Source organism: Streptomyces novaecaesareae, from assembly GCF_000716875.1.
Lineage (GTDB): Bacteria > Actinomycetota > Actinomycetes > Streptomycetales > Streptomycetaceae > Kitasatospora > Kitasatospora novaecaesareae.
Genome location: NZ_JNWQ01000105.1, coordinates 1 through 16,180, shown reverse-complemented (window position 1 = coordinate 16,180; position 16,180 = coordinate 1). Strand labels below are relative to the sequence as shown.

18 protein-coding genes are annotated in these 16,180 nt (G+C 73.7%); 4 read left to right on the top strand and 14 right to left on the bottom strand.

Translation table 11 applies throughout. From position 1 onward, the window contains the following. Positions 1-98: 98 nt before the first annotated feature. The 8 genes from hisF to hisD are packed head-to-tail and all read right to left on the bottom strand — an operon-like array spanning position 99 to position 5,907. Positions 99-869: an imidazole glycerol phosphate synthase subunit HisF gene (hisF, locus tag OP86_RS29015; protein ID WP_030062231.1), complete on the bottom strand. Its 771-nt coding sequence runs from the start codon at positions 867-869 to the stop codon at positions 99-101. Continuing rightward, on the bottom strand, positions 866-1,321 hold the full coding sequence (locus tag OP86_RS29010) for a RidA family protein (RefSeq protein ID WP_051830892.1): 456 nt from the start codon (positions 1,319-1,321) through the stop codon (positions 866-868). Before OP86_RS29010 ends, hisF begins: the two co-directional genes overlap by 4 nt. Continuing rightward, positions 1,318-2,043, bottom strand: a complete 726-nt coding sequence (priA, locus tag OP86_RS29005) for a bifunctional 1-(5-phosphoribosyl)-5-((5-phosphoribosylamino)methylideneamino)imidazole-4-carboxamide isomerase/phosphoribosylanthranilate isomerase PriA (protein WP_030062233.1) — start codon at positions 2,041-2,043, stop codon at positions 1,318-1,320. Before priA ends, OP86_RS29010 begins: the two co-directional genes overlap by 4 nt. Before the next feature lie 26 nt (positions 2,044-2,069). Beyond that, complete coding sequence (hisH, locus tag OP86_RS29000) at positions 2,070-2,705, bottom strand: imidazole glycerol phosphate synthase subunit HisH (protein ID WP_030062234.1); 636 nt, start codon at positions 2,703-2,705, stop codon at positions 2,070-2,072. A gap of 31 nt (positions 2,706-2,736) precedes the next feature. Beyond that, positions 2,737-2,889 carry a hypothetical protein gene (locus OP86_RS37285; RefSeq protein ID WP_030062235.1) on the bottom strand — a complete coding sequence of 51 codons (153 nt, stop codon included), beginning with the start codon at positions 2,887-2,889 and terminating at the stop codon, positions 2,737-2,739. Next, entirely contained in the window at positions 2,886-3,479 is a 594-nt protein-coding gene (gene hisB, locus OP86_RS28990; RefSeq protein ID WP_030062236.1) for an imidazoleglycerol-phosphate dehydratase HisB, read from the bottom strand. Before hisB ends, OP86_RS37285 begins: the two co-directional genes overlap by 4 nt. A gap of 5 nt (positions 3,480-3,484) precedes the next feature. Then, a complete protein-coding gene (locus tag OP86_RS28985) occupies positions 3,485-4,603 on the bottom strand; it encodes a histidinol-phosphate transaminase (protein WP_030062237.1) in 1,119 nt (372 codons plus the stop codon). Further along, on the bottom strand, positions 4,600-5,907 hold the full coding sequence (hisD, locus tag OP86_RS28980) for a histidinol dehydrogenase (RefSeq protein ID WP_030260568.1): 1,308 nt from the start codon (positions 5,905-5,907) through the stop codon (positions 4,600-4,602). The genes OP86_RS28985 and hisD overlap by 4 nt, the downstream gene beginning before the upstream one ends. Positions 5,908-5,997: 90 nt before the next feature. Here hisD and OP86_RS28975 point away from each other — a divergent pair, with 90 nt between their 5' ends. From OP86_RS28975 to ybaK, 3 genes are all read left to right on the top strand, one after another. Next, a complete protein-coding gene (locus tag OP86_RS28975) occupies positions 5,998-7,578 on the top strand; it encodes a hypothetical protein (protein WP_030260566.1) in 1,581 nt (526 codons plus the stop codon). Between the two features lie 102 nt (positions 7,579-7,680). Continuing rightward, positions 7,681-8,409, top strand: a complete 729-nt coding sequence (locus tag OP86_RS28970) for an LON peptidase substrate-binding domain-containing protein (protein ID WP_030062240.1) — start codon at positions 7,681-7,683, stop codon at positions 8,407-8,409. Between the two features lie 23 nt (positions 8,410-8,432). Continuing rightward, positions 8,433-8,927 carry a Cys-tRNA(Pro) deacylase gene (gene ybaK, locus OP86_RS28965; protein WP_030260564.1) on the top strand — a complete coding sequence of 165 codons (495 nt, stop codon included), beginning with the start codon at positions 8,433-8,435 and terminating at the stop codon, positions 8,925-8,927. 13 nt (positions 8,928-8,940) lie between these two features. Here the strand turns inward: ybaK and OP86_RS28960 are convergent, their stop codons facing one another. The 6 genes from OP86_RS28960 to OP86_RS28935 all read right to left on the bottom strand — a co-directional run bounded on the left by OP86_RS28960 (position 8,941) and on the right by OP86_RS28935 (position 15,328). Continuing rightward, positions 8,941-9,660 carry a hypothetical protein gene (locus OP86_RS28960; RefSeq protein WP_157849868.1) on the bottom strand — a complete coding sequence of 240 codons (720 nt, stop codon included), beginning with the start codon at positions 9,658-9,660 and terminating at the stop codon, positions 8,941-8,943. A 120-nt stretch (positions 9,661-9,780) separates the two neighbouring features. Continuing rightward, on the bottom strand, positions 9,781-10,590 hold the full coding sequence (locus tag OP86_RS28955) for an ABC transporter permease (protein ID WP_030260561.1): 810 nt from the start codon (positions 10,588-10,590) through the stop codon (positions 9,781-9,783). Continuing rightward, complete coding sequence (locus tag OP86_RS28950; RefSeq protein ID WP_199815241.1) at positions 10,587-11,585, bottom strand: ABC transporter ATP-binding protein; 999 nt, start codon at positions 11,583-11,585, stop codon at positions 10,587-10,589. Before OP86_RS28950 ends, OP86_RS28955 begins: the two co-directional genes overlap by 4 nt. Before the next feature lie 118 nt (positions 11,586-11,703). Further along, entirely contained in the window at positions 11,704-13,062 is a 1,359-nt protein-coding gene (locus tag OP86_RS28945; RefSeq protein ID WP_051830899.1) for an NYN domain-containing protein, read from the bottom strand. 208 nt (positions 13,063-13,270) lie between these two features. Continuing rightward, a complete protein-coding gene (locus tag OP86_RS28940) occupies positions 13,271-14,317 on the bottom strand; it encodes an aspartate-semialdehyde dehydrogenase (protein WP_030062248.1) in 1,047 nt (348 codons plus the stop codon). 111 nt (positions 14,318-14,428) lie between these two features. Then, complete coding sequence (locus OP86_RS28935; protein WP_030260554.1) at positions 14,429-15,328, bottom strand: dihydrodipicolinate synthase family protein; 900 nt, start codon at positions 15,326-15,328, stop codon at positions 14,429-14,431. Positions 15,329-15,400: 72 nt separating this feature from the next. Here OP86_RS28935 and OP86_RS28930 point away from each other — a divergent pair. Beyond that, on the top strand, positions 15,401-16,180 hold a 780-nt coding region (locus OP86_RS28930), incomplete at its 3' end, for a LysR family transcriptional regulator (RefSeq protein ID WP_033333854.1).

The window sequence follows — 16,180 nt, the reverse complement described above, 5'->3', positions numbered from 1 at the left end:
GATGAGGGCCCGCGGTTCCGAAACCGCGGGCCCTCATACACGCGGGCCCTCATACACGCGGGCCCTCATACATGCGGGCCCTCATACACGCGAAACGATCACCGCACCGGGTGCCCGGCCTCCCGCAGCGCGTTCTTGACCTCGCCGATCCGCAGGTCGCCGAAGTGGAAGACGCTGGCGGCGAGCACCGCGTCGGCGCCCGCCTCGACGGCCGGCGCGAAGTCGGCGAGCTTGCCGGCCCCGCCGGAGGCGATGACCGGTACGGAGACGGCCTTGCGGACGGCCCGGATCATCTCCAGGTCGTAGCCGTCCTTGGTGCCGTCCGCGTCCATCGAGTTGAGCAGGATCTCGCCGGCGCCCAACTCGGCGGCGCGGCCCGCCCATTCGACGGCGTCGAGGCCGGTGCCCTGGCGTCCGCCGTGCGTGGTGACCTCGTACCCCGAGGGGGTCTCCGTCCCCGCGGGGCAGCGCCGGGCGTCGACCGAGAGCACCAGCACCTGGCGCCCGAACCGCTGGGCGATCTCGCGGATCAGTTCCGGCCGGGCGATGGCGGCGGTGTTGACGCCCACCTTGTCGGCGCCGGCCCGCAGCAGCTTGTCGACGTCCTCGACGGCGCGGATGCCGCCGCCGACGGTGAGCGGGATGAAGACCTGTTCGGCGGTGCGGCGGACCACGTCGTAGGTGGTCTCGCGGTCGCCGGAGGAGGCGGTGATGTCGAGGAAGGTGAGCTCGTCGGCGCCTTCGGCGTCGTAGAGCTTGGCCATTTCGACCGGGTCGCCGGCGTCGCGCAGGTTCTGGAAGTTGACGCCCTTGACCACCCGACCGGCGTCGACGTCCAGGCAGGGGATGACACGTACTGCAAGGGTCACGGCTGTTTGCCTTCCGGGGCTTCCAGGGTTTTTGCCAGCCCGGAGCGGTAGGCGTCGAGCTCGACCTCGACCATCATCCGGGAGTCGATCAGTCCCTCGACCACCACCATGGTGGCCACCGGGCGTGCGGCGTCGAAGAGTTCGCGGTGGGCGCGGCCCACTTCGTCGGCGTCGCGGACGTGGGTGATGTACATCCGGGTGCGGACGACGTCGTCCGCGGTCAGACCGTACGCGGCCAGGGCCTTGAGCCCGACGCCGAACGCGGCGAGGGTCTGCCGGTACGGGTCGCCCTCGTGCTCGATGTGGCCGTCCACCCAGGCGGTGGTTCCGGCGACGTGCACGTGGTCGCCCGCGGCGACGGCCCGGGAGTAGCCGAACTCGTCCTCCCAGGGGGAGAATCCGGCAACCCGACCGGCTACGACCTGCCCGCGTACGATCCGACCGTCCGTCATCCTGAAACCGCCTCCAGGGCCTCTTCGAGGGTGAACTTCTGCTCGTAGAGTGCCTTGCCCACGATGGCGCCCTCGACACCCTCGCCGACGAGGGTGGCGATGGCGCGCAGGTCGTCGAGCGAGGAGACGCCGCCGGAGGCGACCACCGGGCGGTCGGTGGCGGCGCAGACGTCGCGCAGCAGCTGCAGGTTGGGGCCGGTCAGGGTGCCGTCGCGGTTGACGTCGGTGACGACGTAGCGGGCGCAGCCTTCCTGGTCGAGGCGCGCCAGCACGTCGAAGAGCTGGCCGCCGTCGCGGGTCCAGCCGCGGCCGCGCAGGGTGGTGCCGACGACGTCGAGGCCGACGGCGATCTTGTCGCCGTGCTCGGCGATGGCCTTGGCGACCCACTCGGGGGCTTCCAGGGCGGCGGTGCCGAGGTTGACGCGGGTGCAGCCGGTGGCGAGCGCGCGGGCGAGCGACTCGTCGTCGCGGATGCCGCCGGAGAGCTCGACCTTGAGGTCGAGGGCGCCGGTGACCTCGCGCAGCAGCTCGTAGTTGCTGCCGGTGCCGAAGGCGGCGTCGAGGTCGACCAGGTGCAGCCACTCGGCGCCGGCGTTCTGCCAGGCGAGGGCGGCGGCCAGCGGCTCGCCGAAGGAGGTCTCGGTGCCGGAGGCGCCCTTGACCAGGCGGACGGCCTGGCCGTCGCGGACGTCGACGGCGGGAAGCAGTTCGAGGCGGCTCATCAGATAGCTCTCAGACTCTCAGACGCTCAGAGGGTGTTGACCCAGTTGGTCAGGAGGGCGGCGCCGGCGTCGCCGGACTTCTCGGGGTGGAACTGGGTGGCCCACAGCGGGCCGTTCTCGACGGCGGCGACGAACGGCTGCCCGTGCGTGGCCCAGGTGACCAGCGGCGGGTTGATCCGCGCGCTGTGGGTCTCCAGCTCCCAGTGCCGCACGCCGTAGGAGTGCACGAAGTAGAAGCGGGTGTCCGGGTCGAGGCCGGCGAACATCCGGCTGCCCTCGGGCGCGTCCACGGTGTTCCAGCCCATATGCGGGACGACCGGGGCCTCCAGCGGCTCGACGGTGCCCGGCCACTCGTCGCAGCCGGCCGTCTCCACGCCGTGCTCGACCCCCTTCTCGAAGAGGATCTGCATGCCGACGCAGATGCCCATGACCGGGCGGCCCCCGGCGAGGCGGCGGCCGACGATCCAGTCCCCGCGGACCGACTTCAGCCCGCGCATGCAGGCTTCGAAGGCGCCGACGCCGGGGACGAGCAGGCCGTCCGCGGCCATCGCGGTGTCGTAGTCGGAGCTGACCGTGACGTTCGCCCCGGTCCGTTCGAGGGCGCGCTGCGCGGAGCGGAGGTTGCCGGAGCCGTAGTCGAGGACGACGACGTTCTTGCCCATGTTCAGGTGTCCAGTCTCTCTGCTACGGGTGTTACAGGCGCATGAGGCCGGAGGCCAGGCACATCACGGAGCCGAAGGCCAGCACCAGGATGACGCTCTTCGAGTGCTTCTGCTTCCAGAAGGAGATCACTCCGCCGGCCAGGAAGAGGCCGACGAAGATGAGGATCATCGCGGTGTTGTTCACAGCGCACCCTTGGTCGACGGGAGGATGCCGGCCGCGCGCGCGTCGCGCTCGGAGGCGTAGCGCAGCGCCCGGGCGAGCGCCTTGAACTGGCACTCCACGATGTGGTGGGCGTTGCGCCCGTACGGCACGTGGACGTGCAGCGCGATCTGCGCCTGGGCCACGAAGGACTCCAGGATGTGCCGGGTCATCGTGGTGTCGTAGCTGCCGATCATCGGCGCCATGTTCTCGGGCTCGGTGTGCACCAGGTAGGGCCGGCCGGAGAGGTCCACGGTGACCTGGGCGAGCGACTCGTCCAGGGGCACCGTGCAGTTGCCGAAGCGGTAGATGCCGACCTTGTCGCCGAGGGCCTGCTTGAAGGCGGCGCCGAGCGCGAGGGCGGTGTCCTCGATGGTGTGGTGGGTGTCGATGTGCAGGTCGCCGTCGGTCTTGACGGTGAGGTCGAACAGGCCGTGCCGGCCGAGCTGGTCGAGCATGTGGTCGTAGAAGCCGACGCCCGTGGAGATGTCGGTCCTGCCGGTGCCGTCGAGGTCTATTTCGACCAGGACGGAGGTCTCCTTGGTGGTGCGCTCGACGCGTCCGATGCGGGACATGGGGGTTACAGCTCCTTGATCACAAAGCGGACGGCGTCCAGGAAGGCGTCGTTCTCGGCGGGGGTGCCGGCGGTGACGCGCAGCCACCCGGGCACGCCGTTGTCGCGGACCAGGACGCCCTGGTCGAGGATGGCCTGCCAGACGGCGTGGGTGTCGGCGAAGCGGCCGAACTGGACGAAGTTGGCGTCCGAGTCGGTGACTTCCAGGCCCATCTCGCGCAGCGCCTCGACCAGCCGGTCGCGCTCCTCCTTGAGCCGGCCGACGTACCCGAGGAGGGTGTCGGTGTGCTCCAGGCAGGCCAGCGCGGTGGCCTGGGTGACGGCGGACAGGTGGTACGGCAGGCGGACCAGCTGGACGGCGTCGACCACGGCGCGGTCGGCGGCCAGGTAGCCCAGGCGGAGCCCGGCCGCGCCGAAGGCCTTGGACATGGTGCGGGTGACCACGAGGTTGGGGCGGCCTTCGATCAGCGGCAGCAGCGAGGCGCGGTGCGAGAACTCGACGTACGCCTCGTCGACGACGACCAGGCTGGGCCGGGCGGCCTGGGCGGCTTCGTACAGCCGCAGCACGGTGTCGGCCGCCACCGCCGTCCCGGTCGGGTTGTTCGGCGAGCAGATGAACACCACGTTCGGCCGGTGTTCGGCGATCGCGGCGAGGGCGGCGTCGACGTCGATGGTGAAGTCGTCGTTGCGCGGGCCGGAGATCCAGGCGGTGCCGGTGCCCCGGGAGATCAGCGCGTGCATCGAGTACGAGGGCTCGAAGCCGAGCGCGCTGCGGCCGGGGCCGCCGAAGGTCTGGAGGAGCTGCTGGAGCACCTCGTTGGAGCCGTTGGCGGCCCACACCTGCTCGTGGACGACCGGGAAGCCGGTGGTCCTGCTGAGATACGCCGCGAGCCCGGTACGCAGCTCGACGGCGTCCCGGTCGGGGTAGCGGTTCAGCCCGCGGGCGGCCTCGGCGACGCGCTCGGCGATCCGGGCCACCAGTTCCTCGGGCAGCGGGTACGGGTTCTCGTTGGTGTTCAGCTGGACGGGGACGTCCAACTGCGGTGCGCCGTACGGGGACTGGCCGCGCAGCTCGTCCCGGATGGGCAGATCGTCGATGCGGGTCGTACGAGTCGGTTGAGTCACGAGCCCGGCACCGTCCAGTCGAATCGAGCCTTGATGGCGTCTCCGTGGCCCGGCAGGTCCTCGGCGTCGGCCAGGTTGACCACGTGCGCGGCGACGTCCGCCAGCGCGTCCCGGTCGTACTCGATGACCTGGACGCCGCGCAGGAAGGTCTGCACCGACAGTCCGGAGGAGTGGCAGGCGCAGCCGCCGGTGGGCAGCACGTGGTTGGAGCCGGCCGCGTAGTCGCCCAGCGAGACCGGGGTCCAACGGCCGATGAAGATCGCGCCCGCGTTGACGACGCGGGCGGCGACGGCGTGCGGGTCGCGGGTCTGGATCTCCAGGTGCTCGGCCGCGTAGGCGTTGACCACGGCGAGGCCCTGCTCCAGGTCGTCGACCAGGATGATGCCGGACTGCTTGCCGCCCAGCGCCTCGGCCACCCGCTCGCTGTGCTTGGTCCTGGCGACCTGCACGGCCAGTTCGGCCTCGACGGCGTCGGCGAGCGCCGGGGAGTCGGTGACCAGCACCGAGCCGGAGGTCGGGCCGTGCTCGGCCTGGCTGATCAGGTCGGCGGCGACGTCGGAGGCCAGCGCGCTGTCGTCGGCCAGGACGGCGATCTCGGTCGGGCCGGCTTCGGAGTCGATGCCGATCCGGCCGGCGAACAGCCGCTTGGCGGCGGCCACGTAGATGTTGCCGGGGCCGGTGACCATGTTGACCGGCGCGCACTCCTCGGTGCCGAGGGCGAACATGGCGACCGCCTGGCCGCCGCCGACGGAGTAGACCTCGTCCACGCCGAGCAGCGCGCAGGCCGCCAGGATCGTCGGGTGCACCCGGCCGCCGAACTCCCTCTGCGGCGGGGAGGAGACCGCGATGCCCGTCACGCCCGCCTCCTGGGCCGGCACCACGTTCATCACCACGGAGGACGGGTAGACGGCCAGCCCGCCCGGCACGTACAGGCCGACCCGCTCGACCGGCACCCAGCGCTGGGAGACGGTGCCGCCGGGCACGACCTGGGTGGTGTGCCCGGTGCGGCGCTGGTCGGCGTGCACGGCGCGGGCCCGGCGGATCGACTCCTCCAGCGCGGCGCGCACCTTCGGGTCCAGCGTCTCCAGGGCCTCGGTCAGCTGCTCGGCCGGGACGCGGGTGGACTCCAGGCGGACGCCGTCGAAGCGCTCGGTGATCTCGATCAGCGCCTCGACGCCGCGATGGCGTACGTCCTCCGCGATCGGCCGCACCTTCTCCAGGGCGGCCGCCACGTCGAACTCGGCACGGGGCAGCAGATCGCGCGGGTCGTCCAGCGAGCCGCGGAGGTCGATTCGAGAGATCACGCCACCCAGTGTAAGGAGTGGCCGGAACCGCTGGTCCCGCATTTCAGTCCGTGATACGAAAGGCGAGACGACCGGGGGGCGGGGGAAACCATGGCGGAGCGTGCTCCGGAAGGCTGGACCGACAGCGAGCGGGCGCTCTGGGAGGCCTACCGCCAGGGGGAGGTCCTCGACCTGCGCAGTGGCGAAGTCGACACCGACGACCCCTTCGGCGACGCCGTCTGGGGCCCCGGGCGCACCGTCCGCGCCGAGGTGCTCGCCCAGCTGCTGCTGGCCGGCCCGGAGCCCACCCCCGGGCGGGTCGCCTCGCTGCGCCTGAGCGGGGTGCTGGTGACCGGCGCGCTCAACCTGGCCGGCGGCGCCATCGGCGACTACGTCGAACTCCAGGACTGCCGCTTCGAGCACAAGATCCTGATCTCCGAGGCGGCGGCCTCCACGCTGCGCTTCGTGAACTGCCTGATCCCCCGCCTGGAGGCCTCCCGGCTCGCCACCACCGGCGACCTCCATCTGGCCCGCTGCCGCGTCCCGGACGGCCTGCGGCTCACCGACGCCAGGATCGGCACCGACCTGCTGCTCAACCAGACCGTCGTCGGCGGCGACCGCTACGGCCGCGCCGTCTCCGCCGACGGGATCAGCGTCAACCAGGACTTCGAGGCCGAACGCCTGGAGGCGCAGGGCGAGTTGAGCATCCGCACCGCCCGGATAGGCGGCCGGCTCTCGCTGCGCGGCGCCCAGCTGCGCGCCGACCGCACGCACAACCGCACCTGCCTCAACGCCGTCCGGGTCACCGTCGGCCACACCCTCTACCTGACCGGCTCCGCCGACCGCGGCTGGGCCGGCTCCCGCGGCTACTACGGCTCCGGCTACGGCGAGTACCCGGCGCCGGACGGCCCCGTCACCCCCTTCCGGGCCTTCGGCCGGGTGCGGCTGTCCGACAGCCGCTTCGACGGCGCCTGCCTGATCTCCGGCGAGTTCCACCTGGAGGGTGACGACGAGGTCTCGCTGCGCCGCATTCACACCCCCGAGCTGCGCTTCACCTGCAAGTTCCGCCCCACCGGCACCGTCGCGCTGACCCGCGCCCGGGTCGGCAACCTGGTCGACACCCCGGAGGCCTGGCCGCTCGGCAAGCACCTGGGCCTCACCGGCTTCGTGTACGAGAACCTGCGCCCGGTCGAGCCCTTCGGCGTCCAGGAGCGGATCGCCTGGCTGGAGGGCTCCTCGGTCGACTTCCAGCCGGAGTCCTACGAGCAGCTGGCCGCCGCCCTGCGTCGCGACGGCGCCGACGACGACGCCCGCGAGGTGCTGTACGCCAAGCAGCGCCGGCGCCGCCGGACCCTGCCGCTGCCCGCCCGGGTCTGGGGCGCCGTCCAGGACGCCAGCGTCGGCTACGGCTACCGCCCGGGCCGGGCGGGCCTGTGGCTGCTGCTCGCCTGGGTGCTCGGCAGCCTCTGGTTCGCCACCCACCCGCTGGACCCGCTCAAGGCCGACGAGCGCCCGCACTGGAGCCCGGTGCTGTACACCCTCAACCAGCTGCTGCCGATCGTGGACCTCAACCAGGGCGGCTGGAACCCGGGCGGCCTCTCCCAGTGGATCTCCGCCGGGCTGGTCGTCATCGGCTGGTTGCTCGCCTCCACCGTCGTCGCCGGCGCCACCCGCATGCTCCAGCGCGGGTGACCCGGCCGGCTCCGTCTCGGGTGAGCCGGCCGGCCCGGCGGTGACCCCGCAGCCGGTTATCCGCGCGACAAGGCCCCCGTCCGGGGAACTACGCTGTCCGCCGTGACAGAACGGCTTCCGCTCTTCCCGCTGAACACCGTGCTCTACCCGGGCCTGGTGATGCCCCTGAACGTCTTCGAGGAGCGCTACCGCCGTCTCGTCGCCGATCTGCTCGAACAGTCCGAGGACGCCCCGCGGCGCTTCGGCGTGCTCGCGATCAAGGACGGCCGCGAGGTGGCCCCGGTCAGGCCCGAGGAGGGCCCGGCCGGGCCGCTGGACGGCCTCGGCACCGTCACCGGGGACCCGCTGGAGGCGATCTTCCACATCGGCTGCGTCGCCGACGTCGCCTCCGCCGAGGAGCAGCCGGACGGCCGCTACGAGCTCCTGGTCACCGGCACCACCCGGTTCCGGATCCGCTCGGTGGACGCCTCCGGTCCGTACCTGACCGGCGAGATCGAGCCGATCGAGGAGCGCCCCGGCGAGGGCTCCGGCGCCCTGGCCTCCGAGGTGGAGCGGGCGTTCCGGGTCTACCAGAAGCGTCTCGCCGGCGCCCGCGAGGCCAGTACGGTCGGCCGCCAGGAGCTTCCCGACGACCCGCAGGTGCTCTCCTACCTGGTCGCCGCCGCCTCGGTGTTCGAGACGCCGCTGAAGCAGCAGCTGCTCGCCTTCCCGGACACCGCCCAGCGCCTGCGCACCGAACTCGACCTGCTGCGCCGCGAGACGGCCGTCCTCACCTGGCTGCCCTCGCTGCCCGCCGTCGACCTCACCCGCCAGTCCTTCAGCCCCAACTGACCCAGGAGCCCCAGGACCCTCACATGGCCAAGAAGAGCAAGAAGGGCGGCCAGGGCACGCCCGCCACCGTCGCCCTGGAGAGCGCCGCCGTCGCCTTCACCGTGCACGCCTACGACCACGACCCAGCAGCCGCCTCCTACGGCGGCGAGGCGGCCGAGGTCCTCGGCGTGGCCGCCGAGCGGGTCTTCAAGACCCTGGTGGCCGACGTGGACGGCACCCTGACCGTCGGTGTCGTCCCGGTCGCCGGCCAGCTCGACCTCAAGGCCCTGGCGGCGGCCGTCGGCGGCAAGCGCGCCGCCATGGCCGACCCGGCCGCCGCCGAACGCAGCAGCGGCTACGTCCGCGGCGGCATCTCCCCGCTGGGCCAGCGCCGCCCGCTGCGCACCGTGATCGACGCGAGCGCCCTGGCCCACCCCACCGTCTACGTCTCGGCGGGCCGCCGCGGCCTCGAAGTGGAACTGGCCCCGGCCGACCTCATCAGCCTCACCGGGGCCCTCACCGCCCCCATCGCCCGCTGACGCCTGGCGACGGTCAGTGCCCGGTCCGGCTCTCCGGCTCCGCCCCCGGCCCCACCGGAGGCCCGACCGGAGGCTCCGCCGGAGCCTGCCCCGCCGGCACCCCCCAGTACGGCGGCGGGTCCTCCTCCCGCTTCCCGAACGCCGCCGACACGGCCAGCAGCACCACCATCGCCGCCATCGGCCACACCACCAGCGCGCCCAGCGCCCCCAGGTCGATGCTCGCGTCGAAGTGCCCGCCGTTGCCGACCCGCCGGGCCTCGCCGATCAGGTCGTTACTGGGCCCGAGCCACCGCCCGATCCGCCAGGCGCCCAGCGACCCGAGCAGTCCGCCGACGGCCAGCCCCAGGGCGACGGCGATCCCGCCGCCGCGCCGCCGGGTCAGCAGGAAGGCGCCGAGCGCGGTCAGGATCCCGGCGCCCAGGCCGATGAGCACGAACACGGCGTCGGCCCCGGCCCGCTGCTCGCCCTCGGGGTCCACGTAGAGGATCCGGTCCCCGTCCACCACCAGCGGCACCTTCGGCGCCAGCCAGGCCCACAGCCCGGCCATCACCAGTCCGACCACCAGGCAGGCGACGACCACGCCCGCCCCGAGCCGTACCTCCGGCAGCAGCCGCTGCACCAGTGAGGTCCCCTGCCCGTCGGACGCGACGGGCGCGACGGGCCCGATCCCCTGCGGGGGCGCGTACGGGTCGGACACGCCGTCGGGCGCGGTGTCGGACACGGCCTCGGGCACGGCGTGTTCCGGCGCCGCCTGCACATCGGTGTGGGCGGGATCCGGAGGTGTGTTCGGTACGGTCACAGGCCCCATCGTTTCACGACCGCCCCGGGAGCGGCCCCACCGCCCGTACGGCCCCTACCGCGCGACCGCCCGCCGGTACGCCCAGGTGGCCACGGTCAGCGAGACCACGCCCACCCCCGCGCAGACCCCCAGGTCGGCGAGCACCATCGTCCAGTCCGGGTCCGGCGCGAACGTCCGCGCGAAGGCCTCCACCCCGTACGTGGACGGCAGCAGGTCCCGCAGCCACTGCACCGGCTGCGGCAGGTGGTCCACCGGCAGCACGCCGAGCAGCAGGGCGGCCGACATCCCGAGCTGCCCGAGCATCGTGGCGATCTCCTGCCGCGGCGCCAGCAGCCCGCAGGCCGCCCCCAGCCCCGACAGGGCGGCCCCGGCCAGCGGCACGACCGCCAGCAGGACCCACAGCTGCCCGAGCGGCAGCCCGAACATCACCGCCCCGAGCGCCGCCGTGAGGACGGCCCCGGGCAGCGTGAACGAGGCGTACGCGGCGGCCGTGCCCAGCACCACCGAGGCCGGCGGCACGGGCAGCGTCGCGTAGTGGTCGAGGCCGCCGGTGGCCCGCAGCTTCCCGAAGTACTGGGCGAGCAGGTTCAGGGCGACGAACGCCACCACCAGCACGCTCGACCCGGCGACCACCGACCGCGCCGCCGTGGACTGCCCGGCGTCGACGACGCCGCGCATCATCACCAGGATGCCGACGGACTGGAAGGTGGCGACGAACAGCAGCGGGATCCGCGCCACCCGAGCCCGGGCGAGCTGCGCCCGGTACACGGCGGCGAGCGCCGGCAGCAGCCGGGCCGCGGGGGCGAGCGGGGCGGGCCCGGCCGTGGTCGGGTCGGTTCGGGGCGGCGCCGAGAGCAGGGTCACTTGGCGAGTCCTCCGTGGCGGCCGCCCAGCTTGAGGTAGGCGTCCTCAAGGCTCGGGGTGGCGAGGGTGAAGTCGTCGAGCGCGGCGAAGGCCGGGCCGGTGGTGACGGCCGCGACCAGTTCGCGGGCCTGCTCGGGGGTGGTGCGCACGGTCCAGCGGCGCCCGGTGCACTCGGCCCGCTCGCGCAGCGCGGCGACGGCGGGCACGCCGACCGGCGCCTCGTCCCGCCAGACCAGGTCGAGCCGGACGTCCCCGTCCACGAGCGCCTTGAGCCCGCCGGGCGTGTCGCAGGCGATCACCCGGCCGTCGTCGATCACGGCGACCCGGTCGAGTACGGTCTCCGCCTCGATCACGTTGTGGGTGACCAGCAGCACCGTCGTCCCGCGCTCGGCGCGCCGCCGGTCGACGGCCCGCCACACGGCCCGCCGGGCGACGGGGTCCATGCCGGTGGTCGGCTCGTCCAGGACGAGCAGCGGCCGGTCCCCGACCAGGGCGGCCGCGAAGCAGGCGAGCCTGCGCTGCCCTCCGGACAGCTTGGCGAGCGGCCGCTGCGCGATCGCGGTCAGCCCGAGTTCCGCCAGCACCTCGGCGGCCGCGCCGCGGGCCTGCGCCCGGCCGAGCCCGCGCAGCCGCCCGGTGGTCTCGGCGGCCAGCGCCACCGTCAGCTCGTCGAGGGCGGTGGACTCCTGCCCGAGGTACCCGAGCAGCCGGGCGGCCCGGTCCGGGTGGCGCACGATGTCGTGGCCGAGCAGTTCGACGGAGCCCGCGTCGGGGCGCAGCAGCCCGGTGATCTGGCGGACCAGCGTCGACTTCCCGGCGCCGTTGGGCCCGAGCAGTCCGAAGATCTCGCCCTGTCGGACGGTGAGGCTGATCCCGTCGTTGGCCCGGATCTCGGTGGCGGCCGCGCCGCGCCCGCTGCGGTAGGTCCTGACGAGGTCGCGCACGGCGACGCACGGCGGGGCTTCTTCGGGTGCTGGCCCGGCCGTCTCACTCACGACCGAAGACTCTACGCGCTCATACGGGCGAACCGGACAAGGGGGCCTGACCAGCGGGGGTCACGGACGCCCCCGCCCCTCCTCGGGTGCCGCGCCTCAGTCGTCGACGACCCGCGCCTCAGTCGTCGACGACCATCGACCCGCCCGGCACCTGCGCCGCCAGCTCCTTCCAGAACCCGGCCCGGATGGCGTAGCGGTCGTGCTCGTCGATCTGGTCGTCCTTGTGCGCGAGCAGCCCGAAGCGGGCGGCGTAGCGCAGCAGCTCGCCGTCGACCCGGTGCGGGATGCGCGGGTAGTCGGGCCACAGCACGGTGAGGCGTTCGGAGTCGCCGATCCGGTCGCTCCAGCGGCGGGCGAAGACCTGCCCGACCTCGTGGGCGTCACCGCCGATGGAGGTGATGTCCTCCTCGCGGTCGGCCCAGCGCTGTTCGGCGGTGGTGAGCTGGGCGAGCGTGGGCAGGTTGTCGCCGGCGGTGACGGCGGGTTCGGGGGCGGGCCGGTCGACCCAGCCGCGGTCGGAGGACCAGCGCAGCACCGGCCCGGCCTGGGCGACGGCCGCCTGGCCGTTGGCGGCGTTCCCGTTGGCGGCGTGCCCGTTGACGCCGCTGCCGTTCGCGGCGTGGCCGTTGAGGCCGTGCCCGTTGGCCGCCGGGGAGATCGGCGTGACCGACGAGGGCCGCGCGGCCAGGTCCTTCGGTGTGGGGACGACCTTGAGCGCGGCCGCCGGCTGCGGCCGCCCGTCGGCGGCGGGGGTGTCGCCGGCCGGGGTGGCGGCCGCCGGGCGGACCGTCGGCGGCACCCCGGCGGGCACCCCGTTCGGCACCACGCTCGGCAGGGTGGCCGGCGGGGCGGCGAGGATCTTGGCGATCTCCTGCCGGGCCCCGGCCCCGGGCGCGGGGAAGAGGTTGGCGGTGTCCCGCAGCGAGAAGGACCCCTCGATCCACTCGCGGTCCAGGACCCGCCGCTCGTCCGCCTCCCCGACCAGGTCCTCGGACTGGTTGAAGTCCCCGTCGGCGGCTTGCAGCGCCCACAGGTGGACGGCGACGCCGTGCTCCTTGGCGGTCATCATGCCGGGCAGCAGGTCGCCGTCCCCGGTGATCAGTACGACGTCGGCGCAGGCCCGGTTGCGGGCGAGTTCGGAGAGTTCGGCGTGCATCGCGGCGTCCACGCCCTTCTGCACCCAGCGCCCCTCGGCCCGGGTGAGCGCGCCGAGCCGTACGGTGACGCGGGGCAGGACGCGCAGCCGCCGGTGCTCGGGCATCGGGCGCCGGTCGGGCGCGGCGTCGAACCAGTAGATGCGCAGCAGTGGGAGCCCGGTCTCGGCCTCGGCGCGTTCGCGCAGCGCGCTGATCAGGGCCGTGTGGTCCACCGTGACCTTGGACCGGGACGGATCCCCGGCGAGCAGGCTGGCGGCGGCGCCCAGCAGGTATCCGCCGTCCGGGCGTGCCGAGGTGAGGGGCCCCCGTCGTCGCCCGATCGTTGGGTCACCTTTTACCCGGGGTTCGCCTGCCGAACCTTGCCGGATGTCCCGGTACCGCAACAGCCGCCCCAACGAACCGCAAAGGAACGCGAAGGCGGGCCCCGTTCAACGACGGAGCCCGCCCCTGGTCACGCAGCGGTACTACGGCCCCGGACCCGGTGGTCCGGGCCTCGGGCGAGACGTTTCACCCCTCGGGCGCGGTGCCTCAGCCCTTGAGCTCGGCGGCGACCAGCTCGGCCAGCTGGACGGCGTTGAGCGCGGCGCCCTTGCGCAGGTTGTCGTTCGAGACGAACAGCGACAGGCCGTTCTCCACAGTCTCGTCCGCCCGGATGCGCCCGACGTAGCTCGGGTCCTGGCCGGCGGCCTGCAGCGGAGTGGGGATGTCGGACAGCTCGACGCCGGGGGCGCCGGCGAGCAGCTCGGCGGCCCGCTCGGGGCTGATCGGCCGCTCGAAGCGGGCGTTGATCTGCAGCGAGTGGCCGGAGAAGACCGGGACGCGCACGCAGGTGCCGGAGACCTTCAGGGCAGGAATGCCGAGGATCTTGCGGCTCTCGTGGCGGAGCTTCTGCTCCTCGTCGGTCTCGTTGGAGCCGTCCTCGACGATGGAGCCGGCCAGCGGCACCACGTTGAAGGCGATCGGGCGCTTGTAGACCTTGGGCTCGGGGAACTCGACCGCGGAGCCGTCGTGGGCGAGGGCGGCGGCGCCGTCGACGACCTTGGCGGCCTGGTCCTGCAGCTCGGCGACGCCGGCCACGCCGCTGCCGGAGACGGCCTGGTAGGTGGAGACGATCAGCGCGGCCAGGCCTGCCTCCTCGTGCAGCGGGCGCAGCACGGGCATGGCAGCCATGGTGGTGCAGTTCGGGTTGGCGATGATGCCCTTGGGGCGGTCCGCGATGGCCTCCGGGTTGACCTCGGAGACGACCAGCGGCACCTCGGGGTCGCGGCGCCAGGCGGAGGAGTTGTCGATGACGACGGCACCGGACGCGGCGACCTTGGGAGCCAGGGCCTTGGAGGTGGAGCCGCCGGCCGAGAAGATCACGATGTCCAGGCCGGTGTAGTCGGCCGTGGCCGCGTCCTCGACGGTGACCTCGGTGCCCTGCCAGGGCAGCGTGCGCCCGGCCGAGCGGGCCGAGGCGAACAGCCGCAGCTGCTCCACCGGGCCCAGTCCACCTTCACGACCAGCGCGCTCCGCCAGGATCTCGCGGACCACGCCGCCGACCTGGCCGGTGGCACCCACAATGCCGATCTTCATTCCGACTACTCCTCTGAATGATGCTGTCTACAGCCGCACTCCGCCCATCATGCCTTGTCACGGCGGTGCGGCGACCTGGTATTCCACGGTGTGAGAGCGACGACGGCCGGCCTAGTGGTCCAGACCACTCACCAGCGCCAACGCAGCCCCCACCTCCGCCTCCCCCGCCGGCAGCAGCGGCAACCGCACGTCCGGCGTCGGGATCCGCCCCAACGCGTGCAGCACGCCCTTGGTGACCGCCGGGTTCGGCGCCGTGAACGCCGCCAGCGCCAGCTTGGTCAGCCGGTGCCCGAGCGCCCGCGCCCGGTCCGCATCCCCGGCCTGCCAGGCCTGCGCCAGCTCCACGAACCGGGCGGTGGCCAGGTGCGCGGAGGCGAGGATCCCCCCGGCCGCGCCGAGCGCCAGCATCGACGACAGGTAGGCGTCCTCGCCGGTGAGGAAGGCGAACCCCTCGGGGGCGTCGGCGAGCAGTTCCACGCCCGCCCCGTCCAGCCCGCCGGTCGCGTACTTGACGCCCACCACCCCGTCGATCGCGGCCAGTTCGCGCAGCGCGGCGGCGGAGAGCTGCTGCCCGGTGCGGTACGGGATGTGGTAGACGAGCAGCGGCAGCGGGCTGCTCGCGGCCAGCGCCCGGAAGTGCGCGACCGTCCCCGCCTCGCCGGGCCGCACGAACGCCGGGACGGTGACCAGCGCGGCCGCGGCCCCGGGCACCCGGGCGGCGAGGACGGCCAGCGCCTCGGCGGTCGCCCTGGTGTCGCCGCCGGAGACGCCGACGATCAGCTGCGCGCCGCGCCCGGCGCAGGCGGCCGCGACGACGTCCACCACCGCGTCGCGTTCCTCGGCGGTCAGCGCGGCCGGCTCCCCGGTGGTGCCGAGCGCGACCAGCCCGGCCGCACCGGCGTCGAGCGCCTCGTGCGCGAGCTTCTCCAGCGCGTCCAGCGCGACGGTGCCGTCAGCAGCGAAGGGAGTGATCAGGGGGACGTAGATGCCCTTGAGTTCCGTGCGTTCCATGCCCACGATCCTGCTGCCGGCGGACTGGCCGGGTCCAGTTCACATTTCCGACGCTTCTCGTAAGCTGAGCCGATGCTCGACGTCCGACGCCTGCGCCTGTTGCGCGAACTTGCCCACCTCGGCACCATCGCGGCCGTCGCCGAGGCGCTGTCCTTCAGCCCTTCGGCGGTGTCCCAGCAGCTGTCCGTCCTGGAGAAGGAGGCCGGCGTCCCGCTGCTGGAACGCACCGGCCGGCGGGTCGCCCTCACCCCGGCCGGTCTCGGCCTGGTCCGGCACGCCGAGTCGGTGATCGCCCTGCTGGAGCAGGCCGACGCCGAACTCGCCCACGCCAAGCAGGGGTTGGCCGGCCCGCTGCGGATCGGCACCTACCCCTCGGCGGCCCGCGCGATCATCCCGGCGCTGCTCGCCGAACTGGCCGGCTGGCACCCGGGGCTGGAGCCGATGGTCACCGAGGTGGACCCGGCGGCCGTCGGCGCGGCACTGCGCGCGGGCGAGCTGGACGTCGCGCTGGTGCACGAGTACGACCTCGTCCCGGCCGAGCCGGAGCCCGGCCTCGGCGTGACCCGCCCGGTCTTCTCCGAGCCCATGTACCTGGCAGCCCGCGCCCCGGGCACGATCGCGGAGCAGCACGGCGCGCCGTGGATCATGTCCCCGCCCGGCACGCTCTGCCACACCATGACCGTCCGCGCCTGCGAGGCCGCGGGCTTCACCCCCCGGATCCGGCACCAGATCGACGACTTCACCACCGTCCTGGCCCTGGTCGCCGCCGGCCAGGGCGTCGCCCTGATCCCCCACCTCGGCGCCGCCCAGCCCCCACCCGGCGTCGTCCTCACCCGCCTCCCCGTCTACCGC

Excerpts from the sequence above, each read along its gene's own strand:
- OP86_RS29010 (WP_051830892.1), bottom strand. The coding sequence starts at position 1,321 with ATGACGGACGGTCGGATCGTACGCGGGCAGGTCGTAGCCGGTCGGGTT.
- OP86_RS28975 (WP_030260566.1), top strand. The coding sequence starts at position 5,998 with ATGGCGGAGCGTGCTCCGGAAGGCTGGACCGACAGCGAGCGGGCGCTC.
- OP86_RS28940 (WP_030062248.1), bottom strand. The coding sequence starts at position 14,317 with ATGAAGATCGGCATTGTGGGTGCCACCGGCCAGGTCGGCGGCGTGGTC.
- OP86_RS28935 (WP_030260554.1), bottom strand. The coding sequence starts at position 15,328 with ATGGAACGCACGGAACTCAAGGGCATCTACGTCCCCCTGATCACTCCC.
- ybaK (WP_030260564.1), top strand. The coding sequence starts at position 8,433 with ATGGCCAAGAAGAGCAAGAAGGGCGGCCAGGGCACGCCCGCCACCGTC.
- hisB (WP_030062236.1), bottom strand. The coding sequence starts at position 3,479 with ATGTCCCGCATCGGACGCGTCGAGCGCACCACCAAGGAGACCTCCGTC.
- hisH (WP_030062234.1), bottom strand. The coding sequence starts at position 2,705 with ATGGGCAAGAACGTCGTCGTCCTCGACTACGGCTCCGGCAACCTCCGC.
- priA (WP_030062233.1), bottom strand. The coding sequence starts at position 2,043 with ATGAGCCGCCTCGAACTGCTTCCCGCCGTCGACGTCCGCGACGGCCAG.